This window comes from Pseudoalteromonas sp. SIMBA_162 (assembly GCF_046535955.1).
GTDB lineage: Bacteria > Pseudomonadota > Gammaproteobacteria > Enterobacterales > Alteromonadaceae > Pseudoalteromonas > Pseudoalteromonas marina.
In genome coordinates, this window is sequence record NZ_JAWJBQ010000008.1 from 58,818 (window position 1) to 74,334 (window position 15,517).

Consider the following 15,517-nt stretch of genomic DNA (forward strand, 5'->3'; position numbering starts at 1 on the left):
ATACTTAAAAGCTATACACTAAAGTAGCACTGAGCTCAGAATCAAACTTAAGTTTATCATCTTCTGGTTTTGAATTATAACGATACATATAAGCAAACTTAAGAGACACCGCCCCTATAACCTGACTAATCAGCGCAGTTTCAGATTTTAATCGTGAATTTAACCCTGACAATGACTGCTCTATACTCACATCTTGATTAAAACGAGTGCGTTTTGAAACCAGTCGTTCCCATTGCATAGCAACACGAAGTAAGTAACCGGTTTTATTTTCTTCGCTATCACTTACCGTTGAGTCTTCATCAGCCACCGAACGATACAGACCAGGCCCTATATCAATATCGACTTTGTTCTTAGTGCCCTGATAAACACGTGCGCCATACCCCGTTGCAATGGTACTTTTGAATTTAAGGCCACTAAACTGATCTTCCTCGTAATCGCCATAGATAAAGAACGATGAGTTTTTAACGCCTACTTTATAGTTACCTTGTGCAGATACAAATACACGGTTTGCAGTTACGTCGCTGTCTCCAGTGTCGTCATTTTCGTCGCGCTTATAGAGGGTGTCAATTTTAAATTGGTTTCGCCACTTTTCAAAATCTTGGTACAGGTTACCTTTGAGCTTAAAGCTGGTTGAATTAATATTTCCCCGAGACAAAATAAACCCAAACTCAGTATCGCCGTAAAGCATTTCACCTTTGTGCAAATCATGGATTTCTTCGTCAGAAAGCTGCCCATACTCATGAAAATCTTCAAATGGATCAACAGCCCAGCAAGAGCTACTAATTAAAATAAAAATTATAAATAAATACTTACGCAACATTCTCTCTCGCCACTTAATAAAAAATAAACAAGCAGTGGGGCTTATTCACTTTCTTTCCATAAAATATGGCAAAACGGAGCGTCTTTATCACGGCTAATTAAAATTTTTGCAAATAGCACATCTTCATTATCAAACTCTAAACCCACTAACACTTGAATAAAGTGTTCTGGCTCAATTTCAAGCGCTACAAAATCTTGCCACTGGTCGTCAGGTTCATCTTCTTCAATAAAGCCAAGGTCTTCTCGATATTCATTAAAGTTTTCAACGTCGTCATCACTTAAGTTACTCGGTGCTAACTCTAAAAAAATATCATAAGCTTGATGTGTTGCTTCTTCGATTGTAAATAAACGTGGACCCGACATAGTTGCGTAACCTTAACCTTAATAATTGGCGTATGTTATCAAATCTGATTAGCTATTTGATAAAAAAGCGTTTAAAAACCTGACTTTTTTAACCTCAAACCACACTTTGTTAATTATCAAAATAAAACCAAGTCATTCAGACTGCTCATTTACAAATAAATTCAATCTATTTTAAAAACTACATCACTTTACTTCACCTTTCTAACCGCATAAGCTCAAGCAACAGGTCAGAGGAGTTAATAATGATAAAACTAGAAAAGCAAGAAGGTATTGCAACGGTTACCTTGAGTCGAGCTGATAAACAAAACGCATTAAACTTTGCCATGTTTATGTCGTTAAATAACACGATTAAAAATATAAAAAAGGATCGTACTATTCGTGCGGTAATTATAAAGGGGGATGGCGATCATTTTTGTTCAGGGCTTGATATTGCCGCAGTTATGGCCTCACCTTTAAATATCATAAAATTACTGTTTAAGTGGTTACCCGGCAACCAAAACTTAGCCCAAAAAGTAGTACTGGGTTGGCAGTCTTTAAGCGTACCTGTTATTGCACAAATTAATGGCAATTGCTTAGGTGGGGGTTTACAAATAGCGTTAGGAGCTGATTACAGAATTGTTCACAATGACGCCAAGCTAGCTATTATGGAAGCCCGCTGGGGGCTTTGTCCTGACATGGGAGCAAATGTAATGATGGGCGGACTAGTTAAACGCGACCAAGCACTTTTACTTGCAAGCCATGCGAACCCTATAACTGCAGAGCAAGCAAACGAGCTTGGACTGGTCACACAACTAACAAACAACACCGAACTTGCAACCCAAACACTGCTGAGTACATTGCTTGAACGCTCACCCGATACCCTAGCTGCCATTAAACGTATTACTCAATTAAGCTACAAGTCACGGCAACGAAAAATACTCGCAAAAGAAACCTGGAGTCAAATTCGTTTACTAACAAACCCAAATACAAAAAAAGCCATTGCAAAAGCAAAAGGTAAATCCGATATAAAATACAAAAACGCCAAACGGTGGTAATGCATTAATATCGGTAATACTAAGGCACAATGTACACACTGTTTTTGATTGTTAAACTAAATGCACCCTATTAAATTGAGTAATAATGATGAAATACCTTTTAAGTAGCGCAATCATTTTGCTGTGTTTAGCCTGCGCTAAACTTATTATGCATTATACAGGAGGCAGCTTTCCTGCCCCTTTACTCGCTATGGTTATTTTATTAGCGTTGCTGCTAGCAGGCATAGTAAAAGAGCAACACCTAAAGCCTTGTGCCTCCCCAATTTTAAATGTTATGCCTATTTTTTTTATTCCCGCTGGCGTTGGCTTTATTGAACACCTAAACCTTATAAAATCTAATTGGCCTTTTTTAATGTCTGTTATTTTTATTGTGCCAGCTAGTACATTATTACTAGTAAGCTCAGTAATGTTTTTTTTTCAAAAGCAGAAAAAACAATGACTGAATTAAAGCCTGACATTTGGTGGTTGTGTGTTCCTATAGTTATTGCTTTATTTTTACTGCTTAGGGCCTTTAACACAAGCATGAAAAACAGTGCTTTAAAATCAATTACAAACCCTGTTTTTTTAAGTATTGCCATTATTGCTTTGTTATTGATTAACTTAAACCTGCCTTACTCCAAGTTTGCCCATCATAGCCAGCTACTAAGCTGGCTTTTAGAGCCCGCCATAGTCGCATTAGCGCTACCTTTGTATCAGCAGTTTATTCATGTACGTAAAAATCTATTACTCATACTAGGTACTTGCAGTCTAGGTATTGTAAATGCAACTTTTGTGGCTTTTTTATTAAGTGTATTTTTTAAGGTTCCTTCTGAGTTAAGTGCCTCTGTGGCGGCACTTAGCGTCACTACGCCTATTTCGTTAATTGTTACAGATTCGTTGGGGGGGATCAGCTCTTTGGCCGCCGCTATGGTTATTTTTATTGGCTTATTAGGGGCATTATTTGGTTTCATGCTGTTTAAATTAGTAAAAATAGGCAGTCATGAATCCCAAGGGGTTGCTATGGGGACGGCCTGCCACGCTATTGGGACAGCAGCGGCACTTGCTGAACACCCTAAAATAGGTGCATTTTCATCAGTAGCTATGGCGCTCAGTGCATTGCTAACGGCCATAATAGTCCCACTCCTCTATCCTTTTTTAGTAAACAGTTTGCTATAGTTTACAAAAATTTAATTACACGAGTTAAGAGCCCACAATGATCAGTTCTGAAATCGAACAGTTTGAAAAGTATTACAATATGCTCACTGAGTATTTAGTTACCTACAGCATGCAAATTGTAGGGGCTGTTTTTATATTGTTGATTGGCCTTTGGATAGCACAAAAACTATCTAAAATAGTCGCCAATTTAATGACTCGCCATAATGTGGATATTACGCTTACAAACTTTGTTAGTAGTGTTGTAAAAGTACTGCTTATTGTTATGGTTATTATTATAGCGCTTGGCAAGATAGGGATAAGTGTTACTCCCTTTGTGGCGGCAATAGGTGCAGCTTCTTTGGGTGCAGGTTTAGCACTACAGGGCATGCTGTCTAATTATGGTGCTGGCCTTGCCATTATCGCTACACGCCCTTTTGTAGTTGGCGATACCATTGAAGTTAAAAATGTAAGCGGTCAAGTTAAAACAATAGAGCTTGGCTACACCATTTTAATAGATGAAGAAAAAGTAGAAATCACCATCCCTAACAAACATATAATGGGCGAAATAATTCATAACTCATTTAGTTACTCGTTAGTTAAGGGTGAAATAGATATTGCCTATAGCGCATGTGCTGATACCGCAATCAATCTTATTGAAGAGGTACTCAACGCACACGAGTTAGTTGCTCAAAACCCGCACTCGCAAATAGGCATTGAGCGCTTTGCCGATAGCGGTGTTACCCTTAGCTACCGATACTGGGTACCCACCACGAAAATTATAGAAACAAAGTTAGCTATAAACGGTGGAGTGTACAAAGCCATTAACGACGCCAATATCGAAATTCCTTTCCCGCAACGTGTTGTTACCATAAATAAAAACGACCTATAACTGTAAATACAACGCTGGTCTAGCCAAGGGCTGGCGTTAAAATAACTCAACACCACTGACTAAAAGCCATACTGGTTTGCCATTTTTTCTGTACTATCAAGTTACAGCTTAACAAGCCGATACATTTTTAGAACCACAAAAACAATAATGAGTCACTATGAACCTCAGCCCATTTTATTTAGGCGATTGGCAGGTAAGCCCCCTATCAAACAGCATTCAACATGCTGGTAAAAACAAGCAGCTAGAACCAAAAGCCATGGATGTTTTAATCTATTTATGCTTAAAAAAAGGGGAGCTTGTAAGCAGTGACGAACTACTTAACCACTGTTGGAAAAATATTGAAGTAGGCGATAACCCGCTACATAAAATAATTACACAGTTGCGCAAAGCTCTTGGCGATAAAGCAAGTGCACCACAATACATAGAAACAATAAGAAAACGTGGCTACCGTATTATTGCAAAGTTAGACTTTCCTTTAAGTGAAGAAGCCCCCAAAGTAACAAGCTGGCAAGGTGGATCTCCATTTTTAGGATTAAGCGCTTATAATACAACCGATAACCACCTGTTTTTTGGCCGAAATCAGGCTATTACCACTTTATTGGAAAGAGTGGATAGCCAAGTGAATTTTGGTCGCGCTTTTTGCTTAATTTTAGGCCCAAGTGGTACAGGTAAATCATCCTTAGTGAACGCGGGCATTTTACCTAAACTGCTTGATAAGCGCGGCTACAATGGGATTGGTGTTGTTTCGTATACTCAACTAGATTTTGCAGATATTGACCACAGTCGACTTTATTTAGACTTAGCGTCTGCCATGCTTGATTGGGATATAAATAACCTTCCTGTATTTGATGGTTTAAGTGCCGAAACACTCGCCCAGCAATTAACGCAAAACACCAATAACGTTATTCATACTTTAACAAATGCCCTAACTAAAACGGTAACAACACTCAAAAACCCGAAATTATTTTTGTTCATAGATCGTTTAGAGGTCCTTCTTTCATCACCTTTATTTGATGATGAAACACGTAGCCAATTTTTATCAGTTATTGAGCGCTTAGCAACGTCTAAAGCGGTGATTGTATTTAGTGCGTGCAGAAACGATTTTTATCCTTTAGTGGTTGAGCAACCAAGCCTAATGGCTGGCAAGGCTCATGGCGCGCATTACGACTTAACACCACCGAACAGGCACGAGCTTCAACAAATTATTCGTTTGCCAGCAATAACCGCTAATTTAACGTTTTCACATGACCCACAAACCCAAACACCACTGGATGAAATACTCTGCGCCGATACCGCCAACAATCCCGATGCACTGCCCATGCTGCAATACACACTGCAAGAGCTGTATTTACAGCGCAGTGATAATAATGAGTTGTTACACAGTGTGTATAAAAAACTTGGCGGTATTGAGGGCGCCATAGGCAAAAAAGCAGAAGATGTATTTATAGGCCTTAGCAACAAACAACAACTGCAACTAAAAAGCGTGTTATCACAATTAATAACGCTAAACCCTGATGGTAAAACTATTACTAGCCGCGCAGCCCGCTGGAAGGCATTAACTAACACCAGCCAAATAGAACTTGTACAAGCCATGGTCGATAGCCGCTTATTTGTATCGCACTTACAAAATGGCGAAGCCTGTTTTAGCCTTGCGCACGAAGCATTATTGCGTCAATGGCCACGCGCAAAGCAGTGGATAAGCGATCACAAAGATTCATTAGCAATAAAAAGCCGTTTACAACACCAAGCACAAAATTGGATAGATGAAGGTAAAAGTAATGCTTACCTCCTTGCGACAGGAAAACCGCTGCAAGAGGCCGTTACCTTATTGAACGACAACACATTCGAACTAGGTGATGACGAACACGCCCTTATAACCAGCTCTCTTAAGCATAGTAAAACAAAAACCACCCTGAAACGTGGCACCGTCGCTTTGCTTTGTTTACTTACCTGTGTTGCCCTATTAATGAGTGTTACTAGCTATCAAGCACAGCAACTAGCACAGCAAAAACGCCAAGAGGCCGAAAGCTTACTGGGGTTTATGGTCGGCGACTTTGCGGATAAATTACGTAGCGTTGAACGTATGGACTTACTTGATGGTATTAGTAATAAAGCACTTGAGTATTTTACTGATCAAACTGACGATTCAAGTTCACTTTTTAGCTTTAGCAATAATAAAGCACAATTTAACAACCGTTTTCAGTACGCACAAACCCTTGAGGCCATGGGGGAAGTGGCCTATTCGCGCGGAAAAACCATTGAGGCCTTCACCGCCTTTGAAAACGCCCGCATTCGCCTTGAGGCATTATTAAAAATTCAGCCAAACAACTTAGAGCTACTCACGCTTGCAGGCGCCAATGCCTTTTGGCTTGGTCAATTAGCTTATGATCAAAATGATCATCAAGCTACTGAGCAAATGTTTAAAAGATACCACGATTACAGTAAAAAAATGTATGCGCTGGCAGCCAATGATTTTAACTCCATTATGGAATTATCGTATTCATCTAATTCTTTAGGTTCTTTATACATAGAAAAATCTAACTACAGCGCTGCAAAAAAGAACTTTGCAGAGTCACTTTTACTTAAGAATAAAGCGCTTGAACTGAAACCTAATAACAAAGACTTACTTCGAGATAAATCCGATACAATTAGTTGGCTTGCAAAAACAGAAGAGAGGCTAAGTAACTTTAATGAAGCAGTTAATATATTAGAAGCTGCAGTTAAAGTAATCACAAAATTGATTGCTAACTACCCTAGTGATGCAAGCCTTTTTTACACATCAGCAAACCTATATATGCAACAAAGTTATTTACTGAGCTATTTGAGTGATAAACGGATGGCACATAAAAAAGCCAGCTTGGCTAATCAAGTTATCAATGAAGCTTTAGTACAAGATCCAAAAAACAATAAATTTCAGCTTATGTATTATCGCTCTTTAGCACTTTCACTAATGCTATCTACTGATGAAGCTACTGACTCAACAATTGAAAAAATAATTAATTTTTTAAAATCTCAAAATTTTAAAAATACCAGCACTATTAATACACAAATTACACTGATTCAATATTTTATAAATAGACAATCATCACTCAAAGCGCAGAAGTTATTAACTGAGCTTGAGAATAATGAAAACTACAAACATCAATTATCCAACCTAACTAAAACTGGTGATTACTTAGTATATACAAGAATAAACTTAATCAAAGCAAACTTAGCTACAACTAATAAACAGCGAGAGCAATTTTGCTTAAGCGCTATCAAAGCTATTTCTGAAGCTGCAAAAATAAGTCAGAGCGTAAAAATAACATACCCACTAGTACAAGCTTATACCTGTTTAAACAGGGAAGACGAGATATCAGAAATAAAAACAAGCCTAGTTAAATTAGGCATTACGAACTTCCAACTATAATTACTCATAAAGGAAATAATATGAATAACACCCTAGAAAATGTCGACTTTCAAGTAAATATTAAACTTAACAACAATGAAGCTATTTTTAGCTATACAAAAAATGGCGAACCCGCTACTGGCGGTGGTGTTGTAAGAACTGAAACCGCTGGCAACTATAATTTAGACGACGCCACAATTCAAAATGGTTTCGTATTTACTGGCGCTACTATCACCGATATCGACACACAAAAACCATGCGCCCAAGACTTCAGCTATAAAGTAAGTGACAACGGCCACACAATTATCATTACCGACACAGATGAAAATAATGGCTCTGTATGCTTAATTTTTAACGTTGAATGTAATGGCAATAAATATGAAAGCGCTGATCCACAAGTTAAGAATGAAAAAGAACTCTAATTAGTAATACTTATTCTTAAAATTAAATAAATATAAATAACAATAACTTAAACCAGAAGGTTACCGAAAGGTTTAAAAACCATAAATTGAATAAACTGCTAGACATCAAGTTTCATTAACAATAAAAATGAGCAACACCATGTCTAACAATAATGAAAATAGCAGAGAAAATAACACCGACAACGCTGTATCTGCATTAATGAGCAGCATTTCTAATACCGTTAACAATGAAAAAATAAGCGCGATTATTAATGTTACTAATGTGATGGCCGATGCTATTTTTATTGTAAATGCACACGGTGTGTTTGAATCGGTAAACCCGGTAGCTGCACGATTTTTTAATGTTCCTTCAGATATACTAATTGGTAAAAAGTGGCAGCATTTTTTACAAGAGCAATACCGTAACGATTATGAATACATGTTTGAAAGTTGGAAAAGCAATTATCAAACCCCCCTTAATCATGGCCCCAAAGAAGTAAAAATAATTAAAGCCAATGGTAACTTTTTAGATGTAGAACTTTCGGTTTCATGCATTCCACCAGCAACAACTAATAATACTCCTTTATTTATTTGCATCATGCATGACATTTCTAAACATATAAAAAAGTATAAAGTACTCGAAACACTTTCAAAGCTCGATCACCTAACGGGTATTGCAAATCGTGGCACGTTAGAAAAAACAATCCACAAAGATTGGCAAACATGCCTAATGAACAAGCAGCCATTAAGTTTTATATTGATTGATATTGATTATTTTAAACTATTTAACGATAACTTTGGGCATGTAAAAGGTGACAAGTGTTTACAAAAAGTAGCAAAAACAATTGAAGAATGCCTACCGTCAAAAGACAGCTTAGTTGCCCGATACGGTGGAGAAGAGTTTGCCGTGATATTACCACGGTCTCATATTTCGAACGCTGAGATGATAGCCAAGCGTATTCAAGATAGAATTTTAAATTTAAACTTTAGAGAAATAGGCCTACCTGACAACATTAAAATTAGCGTTAGCCAAGGCTTAGCGTGTGAATACAATAACCAATATAGAACATCTGAAGCATTAATGTGTGCGGCCGATAACGCTTTGTATAGAGCTAAATCGGAAGGAAGAAACATGATTTGTATCAGGTAATGATTAATATTTAAAACAATAAACTTTTTAAAGGCCATTTTATAAGCGAAATGGCTTTTAAATTTATCCAGAACTGACAATAAAAACTTACATTTCTTTACAAATCTCGTTTAAAATCCAAGCCTTTCTTGAAGGTTTTATTTATTTAAATTCATTAACTTGCAATAATAAAACCACCTAAATAATAGATTAATTTAGTATAAATTTAAAACAACATGATAGACCTTTTATTTTTGTTAACATATAATAATACTTAATAACTAATACAAAATAACTAGAAAAGCCTCGAAATGCTTTCCTTTGAGCAATAGTTTAAAATTAACATAACGAATCATTAATGAAATATATTTTATGGCTTTTGCTTTTAGTATCAGCGCAGTTACTAGCAAAGCCCGTTAATAACAGCCTGGCATTTTACTATTCAGCCCCAATGCCTTTAGCTGAAATGACTTTTTACTCGCGCGTTGTTGTGCAACCTGAGTTAGTGACTGAGCATGAATTAAATTGGTTTAAAGAACGTAACATTGCTGTTTATGCTTATTTGAGCATTGGCGAATCATATAATAAAAGTGACTATTCACTCACCACTAACCCGAATTGGAACAGCTATATTTCCGATTTAACTTCAACACAATGGCAACAACAATTAAATAGCTCGGCTGTTATATTAAAAGAACGTGGCTTTAGTGGGTTGTTTTTAGACACCCTTGATAGCTATCAATTATTAGACAACGCACGCTATGATAAATCAGCGCAGCAGGCTGGATTAGTTTCAATAATAAAAGATCTTTCTTTAGTATTTCAAAAGCAATTAGTGCTCAATCGTGGCTTTGAATTACTGCCAAGCCTACAAAACCTTGCAACCGACTTAGTTGCTGAGGGATTATTTAGCCACTTTAATCCACTTGATAATAGCTACAAGTTAACCTCTAAGAACGATCAAGCATGGTTAACAGCTCAACTTAAAAAAGCGCAAAGCTTCGGTTTTAATGTTCAAGTAATTGACTATGCAAAACCTGATAAACGCCTTGTAATGGCTGAAAAAATTATCGCTTCTGGGTTTAGTGCTTGGGTGACCGATGGGCATTTACAAACCTGGGGAACATCAACTATTAGCCCCGTGCCTAGGCGCGTACTTATTCCGTACAATAGTGACTTAAAACCCCTTATTTATTCTACAGTTCATTTAAAGCTAGCCACTCTTATTGAGTATTTAGGTTATATTCCTGACTACATTGATATAGCAAAACGAGAGTTGCCATTAGTTGATCCAAGTTTACATGCTGGAATTATTTCATGGACAAACATGGGGGGCTTTTACTCCCCAAGTGTAATAAATTGGCTCGAAGCTAGCCTAGGTACAGTGCCTCAGTTAGTGGTAGGTGAGCTACCACAATCAGCTAAATTATTAGCCGCATTAGGCGTGGAAACACTTAACAGCTCCCCTCCAGGGCCTTATGAACTTAACTATTTAGCACCATGGTTAAAAGGTGAGTCAAGCTCTTCGCCTGCCATTACCAAACCTTATTTATTAAAATTAGCGCCAGAAGCCACAACTCTTATTGATATAAAAGCGGCTGATGGCAGCACCGTTGTACAAAGTGCCAAAACCAAATATGGCGCAGTTATTGTTGCCCCATGGCTGATTGATACGCTCCCAATGGAAGGTAGTAATTGGGTTATTGACCCACTGACACTGCTTACTAAAGCCATGGGGTTACCCACAATACTCGCTCCAGACACAACGACAGAAAGTGGCAGACGTATGCTTACTATGCATATAGATGGGGATGGCTTTACCAGCATTGCACACTTTGATGGCAGCCCGTACGCCGCAGAGGTAATACGCGATGATATTATTAAACCTTATAAACTTCCCATCACATCTTCTATTATTCAGGCTGATATAGAGCCTGGAGGAATTCATGCTAAGCACAGTAAAAAACTAGAAAAAATTGCGCGTAGTATTTTTGAACTTCCCTATGTAGAGGTCGCTTCGCATACTTATAGTCACCCTTACTTTTGGACCGCGCTTTCTGGCCGAAAAGAAATTGACGAAGAAGATACAGATTATGGGTTTCACTTAGATGTACCTGGCTATGACACAATTAGCTTAGAAAAAGAAATTACCGGCACCATTAATTATATTAATGAAAGACTAGTACCTAAAGGAAAAAAAACGGTGCTTATGTTGTGGTCGGGCGATGCTACACCCGGTCCAGACGCATTAAAAATAGCGCGTAATGCTGGTGTACTAAACGTAAATGGCGGCAATACTGATGTAAATAGTGATAACCCTAGCCTTTCACATATATCGCCGATTGCGCGCCCTGAGGGTGATTTACTGTATCAAATTTACGCGCCAATACTGAACGAAAACGTATACACTAATTTATGGCATGGTCCGTATTACGGATTTAAGCGACTAACAGAAACCTTTGAAATAACCGAAAAGCCATACAGGTTAAAGCCCTATACTATTTACTATCATTTTTATTCTGGCGAAGTTCCTGCAGGGCTTGACGCCCTAAAGCATAATATTGACTATGTATTACAAAGACCTAATACACCGGTGTACTTAAGCCACTATGCAAAAATTGCGAAAGATTTTTACTTTTCTGCTTTAGCTAAAAATAGTAAAGGCGACTGGTTGTTTAGTTCAAAAAATATTCGCACCCTTCGCATACCAAGCGACTTTGACATTGCAAATATATCACAAAGCGATGGGCTGCTAGGGGTAACGCAACAAGGCAACTACGTACACACTATTGAGGGTATCTCGCGTATTAGTTTTGACCACAGCCAAAAAAATAATACCCCTTATTTAGCCTCTGCCAATGTAGTAATAGATACATGGCAAGTAAATGGTGCGGTTAGTTTTAAAGCGTGGATACCTGCAACACTTGATTTAGTGAATGCCCGCTCATGCCAATTTATATCTCACATGGGAAAAAGGTATAAAGGTATCACTCGTGGAAAAATAACCCACTTTAAACTCCCTGCAGGTGATTTTTTTGGTTATTTAAACTGCACAGGGGTTGCTAAGTAATGAATACCAAAAAGCGCCCTCATTTAGTTTCAATAAAAACAATTTTAACAATACTCGCTGTTAGCTGTTTTTCGTTGTATGCGCTATTTCCGCACACCTTATTTTTTGAAGACGATGCACTTTCGCAAGACTACACGTTTGAAAAGTCATACTTGCATGCTGCACTTAATACTGACCCTAACAATGAAAAGCTGCGCGCTAAATTGGCTGAACTTCATATAGCATTGAGTGAATATTCAAACGCAACTAATGAGCTTGAAAAACTGCCAAAAAGTAAGCGTAAAACAGAACTTGAAATAAAGTTACTTTACTCATTATGGCTTGCAAGTGGTGCCAATGTAGATGACCGATTTGAAGAACTTTCATTAAAGGTTAGCGCCTATAAACCATGGAACGAAGACATCCTTAGTATAGCTAAAGCACTCGGCTTGAATGTAAAGCTTGCACAATATTATGAAACACACAAAAAGCCGTTAATTGCCGCTGATTATTGGCTAACGGCAGGCCAACCTGTAAAAGCGTTGCTGCTTTACAAAAATAACATGAGCAAAACAATAGCCGAAAAAGCGATTGAAACCGCACTGGGTGCAAACGAAGCGGTGCAAGCTTATGCGTGGTGGAAGCAATATGGAGATCAATCAAATATAAAGCGCACACTTTATCTTGCTGACTTAGCAGGCAATAAAGAAGATGCAATTATTGCAGCTACAAAACTTCTGCAAGAAGAGCCTAACAATATTAAGTATTTAACACAGGCAATGCAGCTTCACTTAGCCAATGGCGATGCTAACGGCGCTGAATTATTGCTTTCAAAACTACTAAAACAAAAACCTAACGATAAAGATCTTCATTTACTAAATTGGAAAATAAAGCGCTGGCTCAATAAGCCAAGAGCTGCACTTAAAGAATTTAAATGGTTAATGATAAATAAAGCCGTTACCGCAGCTATGCTTACAGACAGTATTAACGATGCAACGGCATTATATTTGTACCAAGACGCTAACGACATTTACGCTTACAAAGCTAAAAATAGGCAACTAAAAGGCAATGGCTTTTCTAAATGGATGCAAACCAACGAGTTTATTGGCGATGCCAAACAAGAGCTCAAGCATATAGAGCGTTTTGAAAGCATAAACGGTAAAAGCGTATTATCACAATATTGGAAAGCAAAAGTATTACATGACACAGGTAACTTAAGCGGTTTACGTAATTTGTGGCCTATTTATCAGGGCCCCAAAAACGAAGAAGATTTAATGTGGCTAGCCCGTGCGTTTTGGTTAAATAATGACTTTAACACGGCACTAACTATTTTAAAGCAAAAGCAGCAAAGCAGCGACGACGAGTTCTGGAGTGCCCGCGTTGACATGGCGCTCAGGGTAAATGATAAAAAAGAACAGCTTCATGCGCTTGAGCAACTAAAGTTACTGGGTAAATTAGGCGAAAGCGATTTATTGCAATACCAGCAAGTACGCTTTGAAGGTAACCCCAAAGCGTTACTTGCGCATTTATGGCAGCAACCTTCGCTGAGCGAAAGTCAGTTAATTGACATTGCTAATTTAAGTACGCAAATAAACGATTCAAACGCCGTTGAACGAATCCACAACGAACTGAACAAGCAACGCTACAACAAGGCGCTATACCCTGCTTGGTTAACGCTTGCTAGCTGGTATCAAAATCAAAGCGATTTGAATTCAGCTTATACAACACTTAACCGCGCCGCAAAACTGAGCGAATACAGCCCCGATGTGGTACTAGCACAAGGCTGGTTAGCACTGCAAATGCATGACAGCATCATGATTAAACGTATTTTGAATAACTATGCGGACAACGACCCAACGTATGCGTGGGGTCAACTTTTAGCGAGCTTATCTATTTATGAAAAGTCATATAATAGTGCTTATTTTTACCTACGAAAACTAGCGATAGCTGAGCCTAGCGACTTAACCACATTAGTAAACTTAGCCGATGTAATGAAACAACTCGGCTATTACGCCAACGCCACAGAGCTTAATCATTATCTTCTTCAGCATTTACCTAAAGATAAATATGCATATCGAGGACTTATGTTTAGATGGGCTGGCGCTATGGCTATGCCACATTTAATGCAGCTAAACACACTCGATGAGTTAGCCCCTGAAACCATAGGCACAGCACAAGCAAACTGGTGGTTATCACGCCGTGCTGCTCAAAAACTTGAGCCTTGGCAAGCACTTCAGCTATACATGACTCAAGGTGAATTTAGTAAAGTAAAACAATTAGTTGATACAAATACACTTGGCAAAAACGATCAGTTAAGTGCGCTTTTATACTTAAACCAACCTTATGCAACTATGCAACGTTGGTATGAAGAGCTAATTAACGAGCCAAGTGAAGCCCAGCTAGGCTTTTTAAGAAACGCGCGCACAGCTTACTTTCGCGCACTTGAAGTAAACCTATCACCACAAGCAGGGCTCAATAGTACGCAATACGACATAAATGTGTATTTTCCTTATGCAAAAGGCCAGTGGAAACTGAGCCTTAGCGATCAGCAAAACCTTGGCAATAACGGACTGCTATTCGCAATAGAAAACACTATGACGTTTGGCCGGTGGGCTTTTAATACAAAAGTTGATACGCATCAGGGCAGTATTCTTAGCCGACAAGGCGTAAATTTAGACTCTCGTTATCAGTGGGATGCGCGCACTCAAGTTGGCGTAAACTTACAATACAAAGCCGAAAACCGTCAATCTGAAGTGTTACTTAGCTATGCGCAACTTAATAAAGCCACGGCTTATATAAATTATAATATTGATAACAGGCAAAGCGTGCAGCTATCAGCAGCTGCTATGTCGTTCACGCGTAGAGACAACGACAGCACACTCGTTAATGGACAAGAATATAACGCACGCTACCAATATAGTATTTTAAAAGATCGCCCCATTTGGAACGCCTACTTTAGTGCGCAATGGCAAGACTTTGACCCAGTAAATACTGCTATTAATACAAATAGAAGACCCAGACGCATAGTTATTGAACCTTTTAGGCGCTTTGCCCTAGGTACTTCGTTTGCCTCAACAGGCTCATTAACGCCCCCATACTTGGGTGCCAGTCCATCTTGGTTATTTGACATAAGTACGGGCTACCAAACACTGAACGATACAATTGATGTGTCTGTTTCCAGTGGTGCTGGATGGTCAGTACTTGGTGATGATTTATTTAAATTACAGCTCGGTTACCAAAGTAGTAATAAGGTCGGTAACTCAGATACACAGTTACAATTAGGATATTACATACATTTTTAATGTTAGGAG

At 38.4% G+C, this 15,517-nt stretch carries 10 protein-coding genes and 1 pseudogene; 9 read left to right on the forward strand and 2 right to left on the reverse strand.

The features are described from left to right. Positions 1-4 precede the first annotated feature (4 nt). Positions 5-820 carry a DUF481 domain-containing protein gene (locus tag R0J88_RS07980; protein WP_006794136.1) on the reverse strand — a complete coding sequence of 272 codons (816 nt, stop codon included), beginning with the start codon at positions 818-820 and terminating at the stop codon, positions 5-7. 41 nt (positions 821-861) lie between these two features. After that, positions 862-1,182 (reverse strand): HI1450 family dsDNA-mimic protein, encoded by a 321-nt coding sequence (locus R0J88_RS07985; protein WP_006794135.1) that lies wholly within the window; start codon positions 1,180-1,182, stop codon positions 862-864. 242 nt (positions 1,183-1,424) lie between these two features. Between R0J88_RS07985 and R0J88_RS07990 the strand changes: the two genes are divergently transcribed. The 9 genes and pseudogenes from R0J88_RS07990 to R0J88_RS08030 all read left to right on the forward strand — a co-directional run bounded on the left by R0J88_RS07990 (position 1,425) and on the right by R0J88_RS08030 (position 15,508). Beyond that, positions 1,425-2,216, forward strand: coding sequence for a crotonase/enoyl-CoA hydratase family protein (locus R0J88_RS07990; protein WP_410899611.1), 792 nt, complete (start codon positions 1,425-1,427; stop codon positions 2,214-2,216). 88 nt (positions 2,217-2,304) lie between these two features. Further along, a pseudogene (locus R0J88_RS07995) lies at positions 2,305-2,659 on the forward strand (CidA/LrgA family protein). Continuing rightward, entirely contained in the window at positions 2,652-3,371 is a 720-nt protein-coding gene (locus R0J88_RS08000) for an LrgB family protein (RefSeq protein ID WP_410899612.1), read from the forward strand. Before R0J88_RS07995 ends, R0J88_RS08000 begins: the two are co-directional and overlap by 8 nt. Before the next feature lie 37 nt (positions 3,372-3,408). Continuing rightward, positions 3,409-4,239 (forward strand): mechanosensitive ion channel family protein, encoded by an 831-nt coding sequence (locus tag R0J88_RS08005; protein WP_008132787.1) that lies wholly within the window; start codon positions 3,409-3,411, stop codon positions 4,237-4,239. 157 nt (positions 4,240-4,396) lie between these two features. Beyond that, positions 4,397-7,648 (forward strand): winged helix-turn-helix domain-containing protein, encoded by a 3,252-nt coding sequence (locus tag R0J88_RS08010; RefSeq protein WP_410899613.1) that lies wholly within the window; start codon positions 4,397-4,399, stop codon positions 7,646-7,648. A gap of 20 nt (positions 7,649-7,668) precedes the next feature. Continuing rightward, positions 7,669-8,049 carry a DP-EP family protein gene (locus R0J88_RS08015; RefSeq protein WP_276756550.1) on the forward strand — a complete coding sequence of 127 codons (381 nt, stop codon included), beginning with the start codon at positions 7,669-7,671 and terminating at the stop codon, positions 8,047-8,049. Between the two features lie 139 nt (positions 8,050-8,188). Beyond that, the gene (locus tag R0J88_RS08020; protein WP_276756548.1) at positions 8,189-9,178 is read left to right on the forward strand and encodes a sensor domain-containing diguanylate cyclase; all 990 of its coding nucleotides are present in this window, start codon (positions 8,189-8,191) and stop codon (positions 9,176-9,178) included. Between the two features lie 337 nt (positions 9,179-9,515). Further along, positions 9,516-12,227, forward strand: coding sequence for an endo alpha-1,4 polygalactosaminidase (locus R0J88_RS08025; RefSeq protein ID WP_410899614.1), 2,712 nt, complete (start codon positions 9,516-9,518; stop codon positions 12,225-12,227). Further along, positions 12,227-15,508 carry a protein PelB gene (locus tag R0J88_RS08030; protein WP_410899615.1) on the forward strand — a complete coding sequence of 1,094 codons (3,282 nt, stop codon included), beginning with the start codon at positions 12,227-12,229 and terminating at the stop codon, positions 15,506-15,508. The genes R0J88_RS08025 and R0J88_RS08030 overlap by 1 nt, the downstream gene beginning before the upstream one ends. Positions 15,509-15,517: the final 9 nt, after the last annotated feature.

Excerpts from the sequence above, each read along its gene's own strand:
- R0J88_RS07980 (WP_006794136.1), bottom strand. The coding sequence starts at position 820 with ATGTTGCGTAAGTATTTATTTATAATTTTTATTTTAATTAGTAGCTCT.
- R0J88_RS07985 (WP_006794135.1), bottom strand. The coding sequence starts at position 1,182 with ATGTCGGGTCCACGTTTATTTACAATCGAAGAAGCAACACATCAAGCT.
- R0J88_RS07990 (WP_410899611.1), top strand. The coding sequence starts at position 1,425 with ATGATAAAACTAGAAAAGCAAGAAGGTATTGCAACGGTTACCTTGAGT.
- R0J88_RS08000 (WP_410899612.1), top strand. The coding sequence starts at position 2,652 with ATGACTGAATTAAAGCCTGACATTTGGTGGTTGTGTGTTCCTATAGTT.
- R0J88_RS08005 (WP_008132787.1), top strand. The coding sequence starts at position 3,409 with ATGATCAGTTCTGAAATCGAACAGTTTGAAAAGTATTACAATATGCTC.
- R0J88_RS08010 (WP_410899613.1), top strand. The coding sequence starts at position 4,397 with ATGAACCTCAGCCCATTTTATTTAGGCGATTGGCAGGTAAGCCCCCTA.
- R0J88_RS08015 (WP_276756550.1), top strand. The coding sequence starts at position 7,669 with ATGAATAACACCCTAGAAAATGTCGACTTTCAAGTAAATATTAAACTT.
- R0J88_RS08020 (WP_276756548.1), top strand. The coding sequence starts at position 8,189 with ATGTCTAACAATAATGAAAATAGCAGAGAAAATAACACCGACAACGCT.
- R0J88_RS08025 (WP_410899614.1), top strand. The coding sequence starts at position 9,516 with ATGAAATATATTTTATGGCTTTTGCTTTTAGTATCAGCGCAGTTACTA.
- R0J88_RS08030 (WP_410899615.1), top strand. The coding sequence starts at position 12,227 with ATGAATACCAAAAAGCGCCCTCATTTAGTTTCAATAAAAACAATTTTA.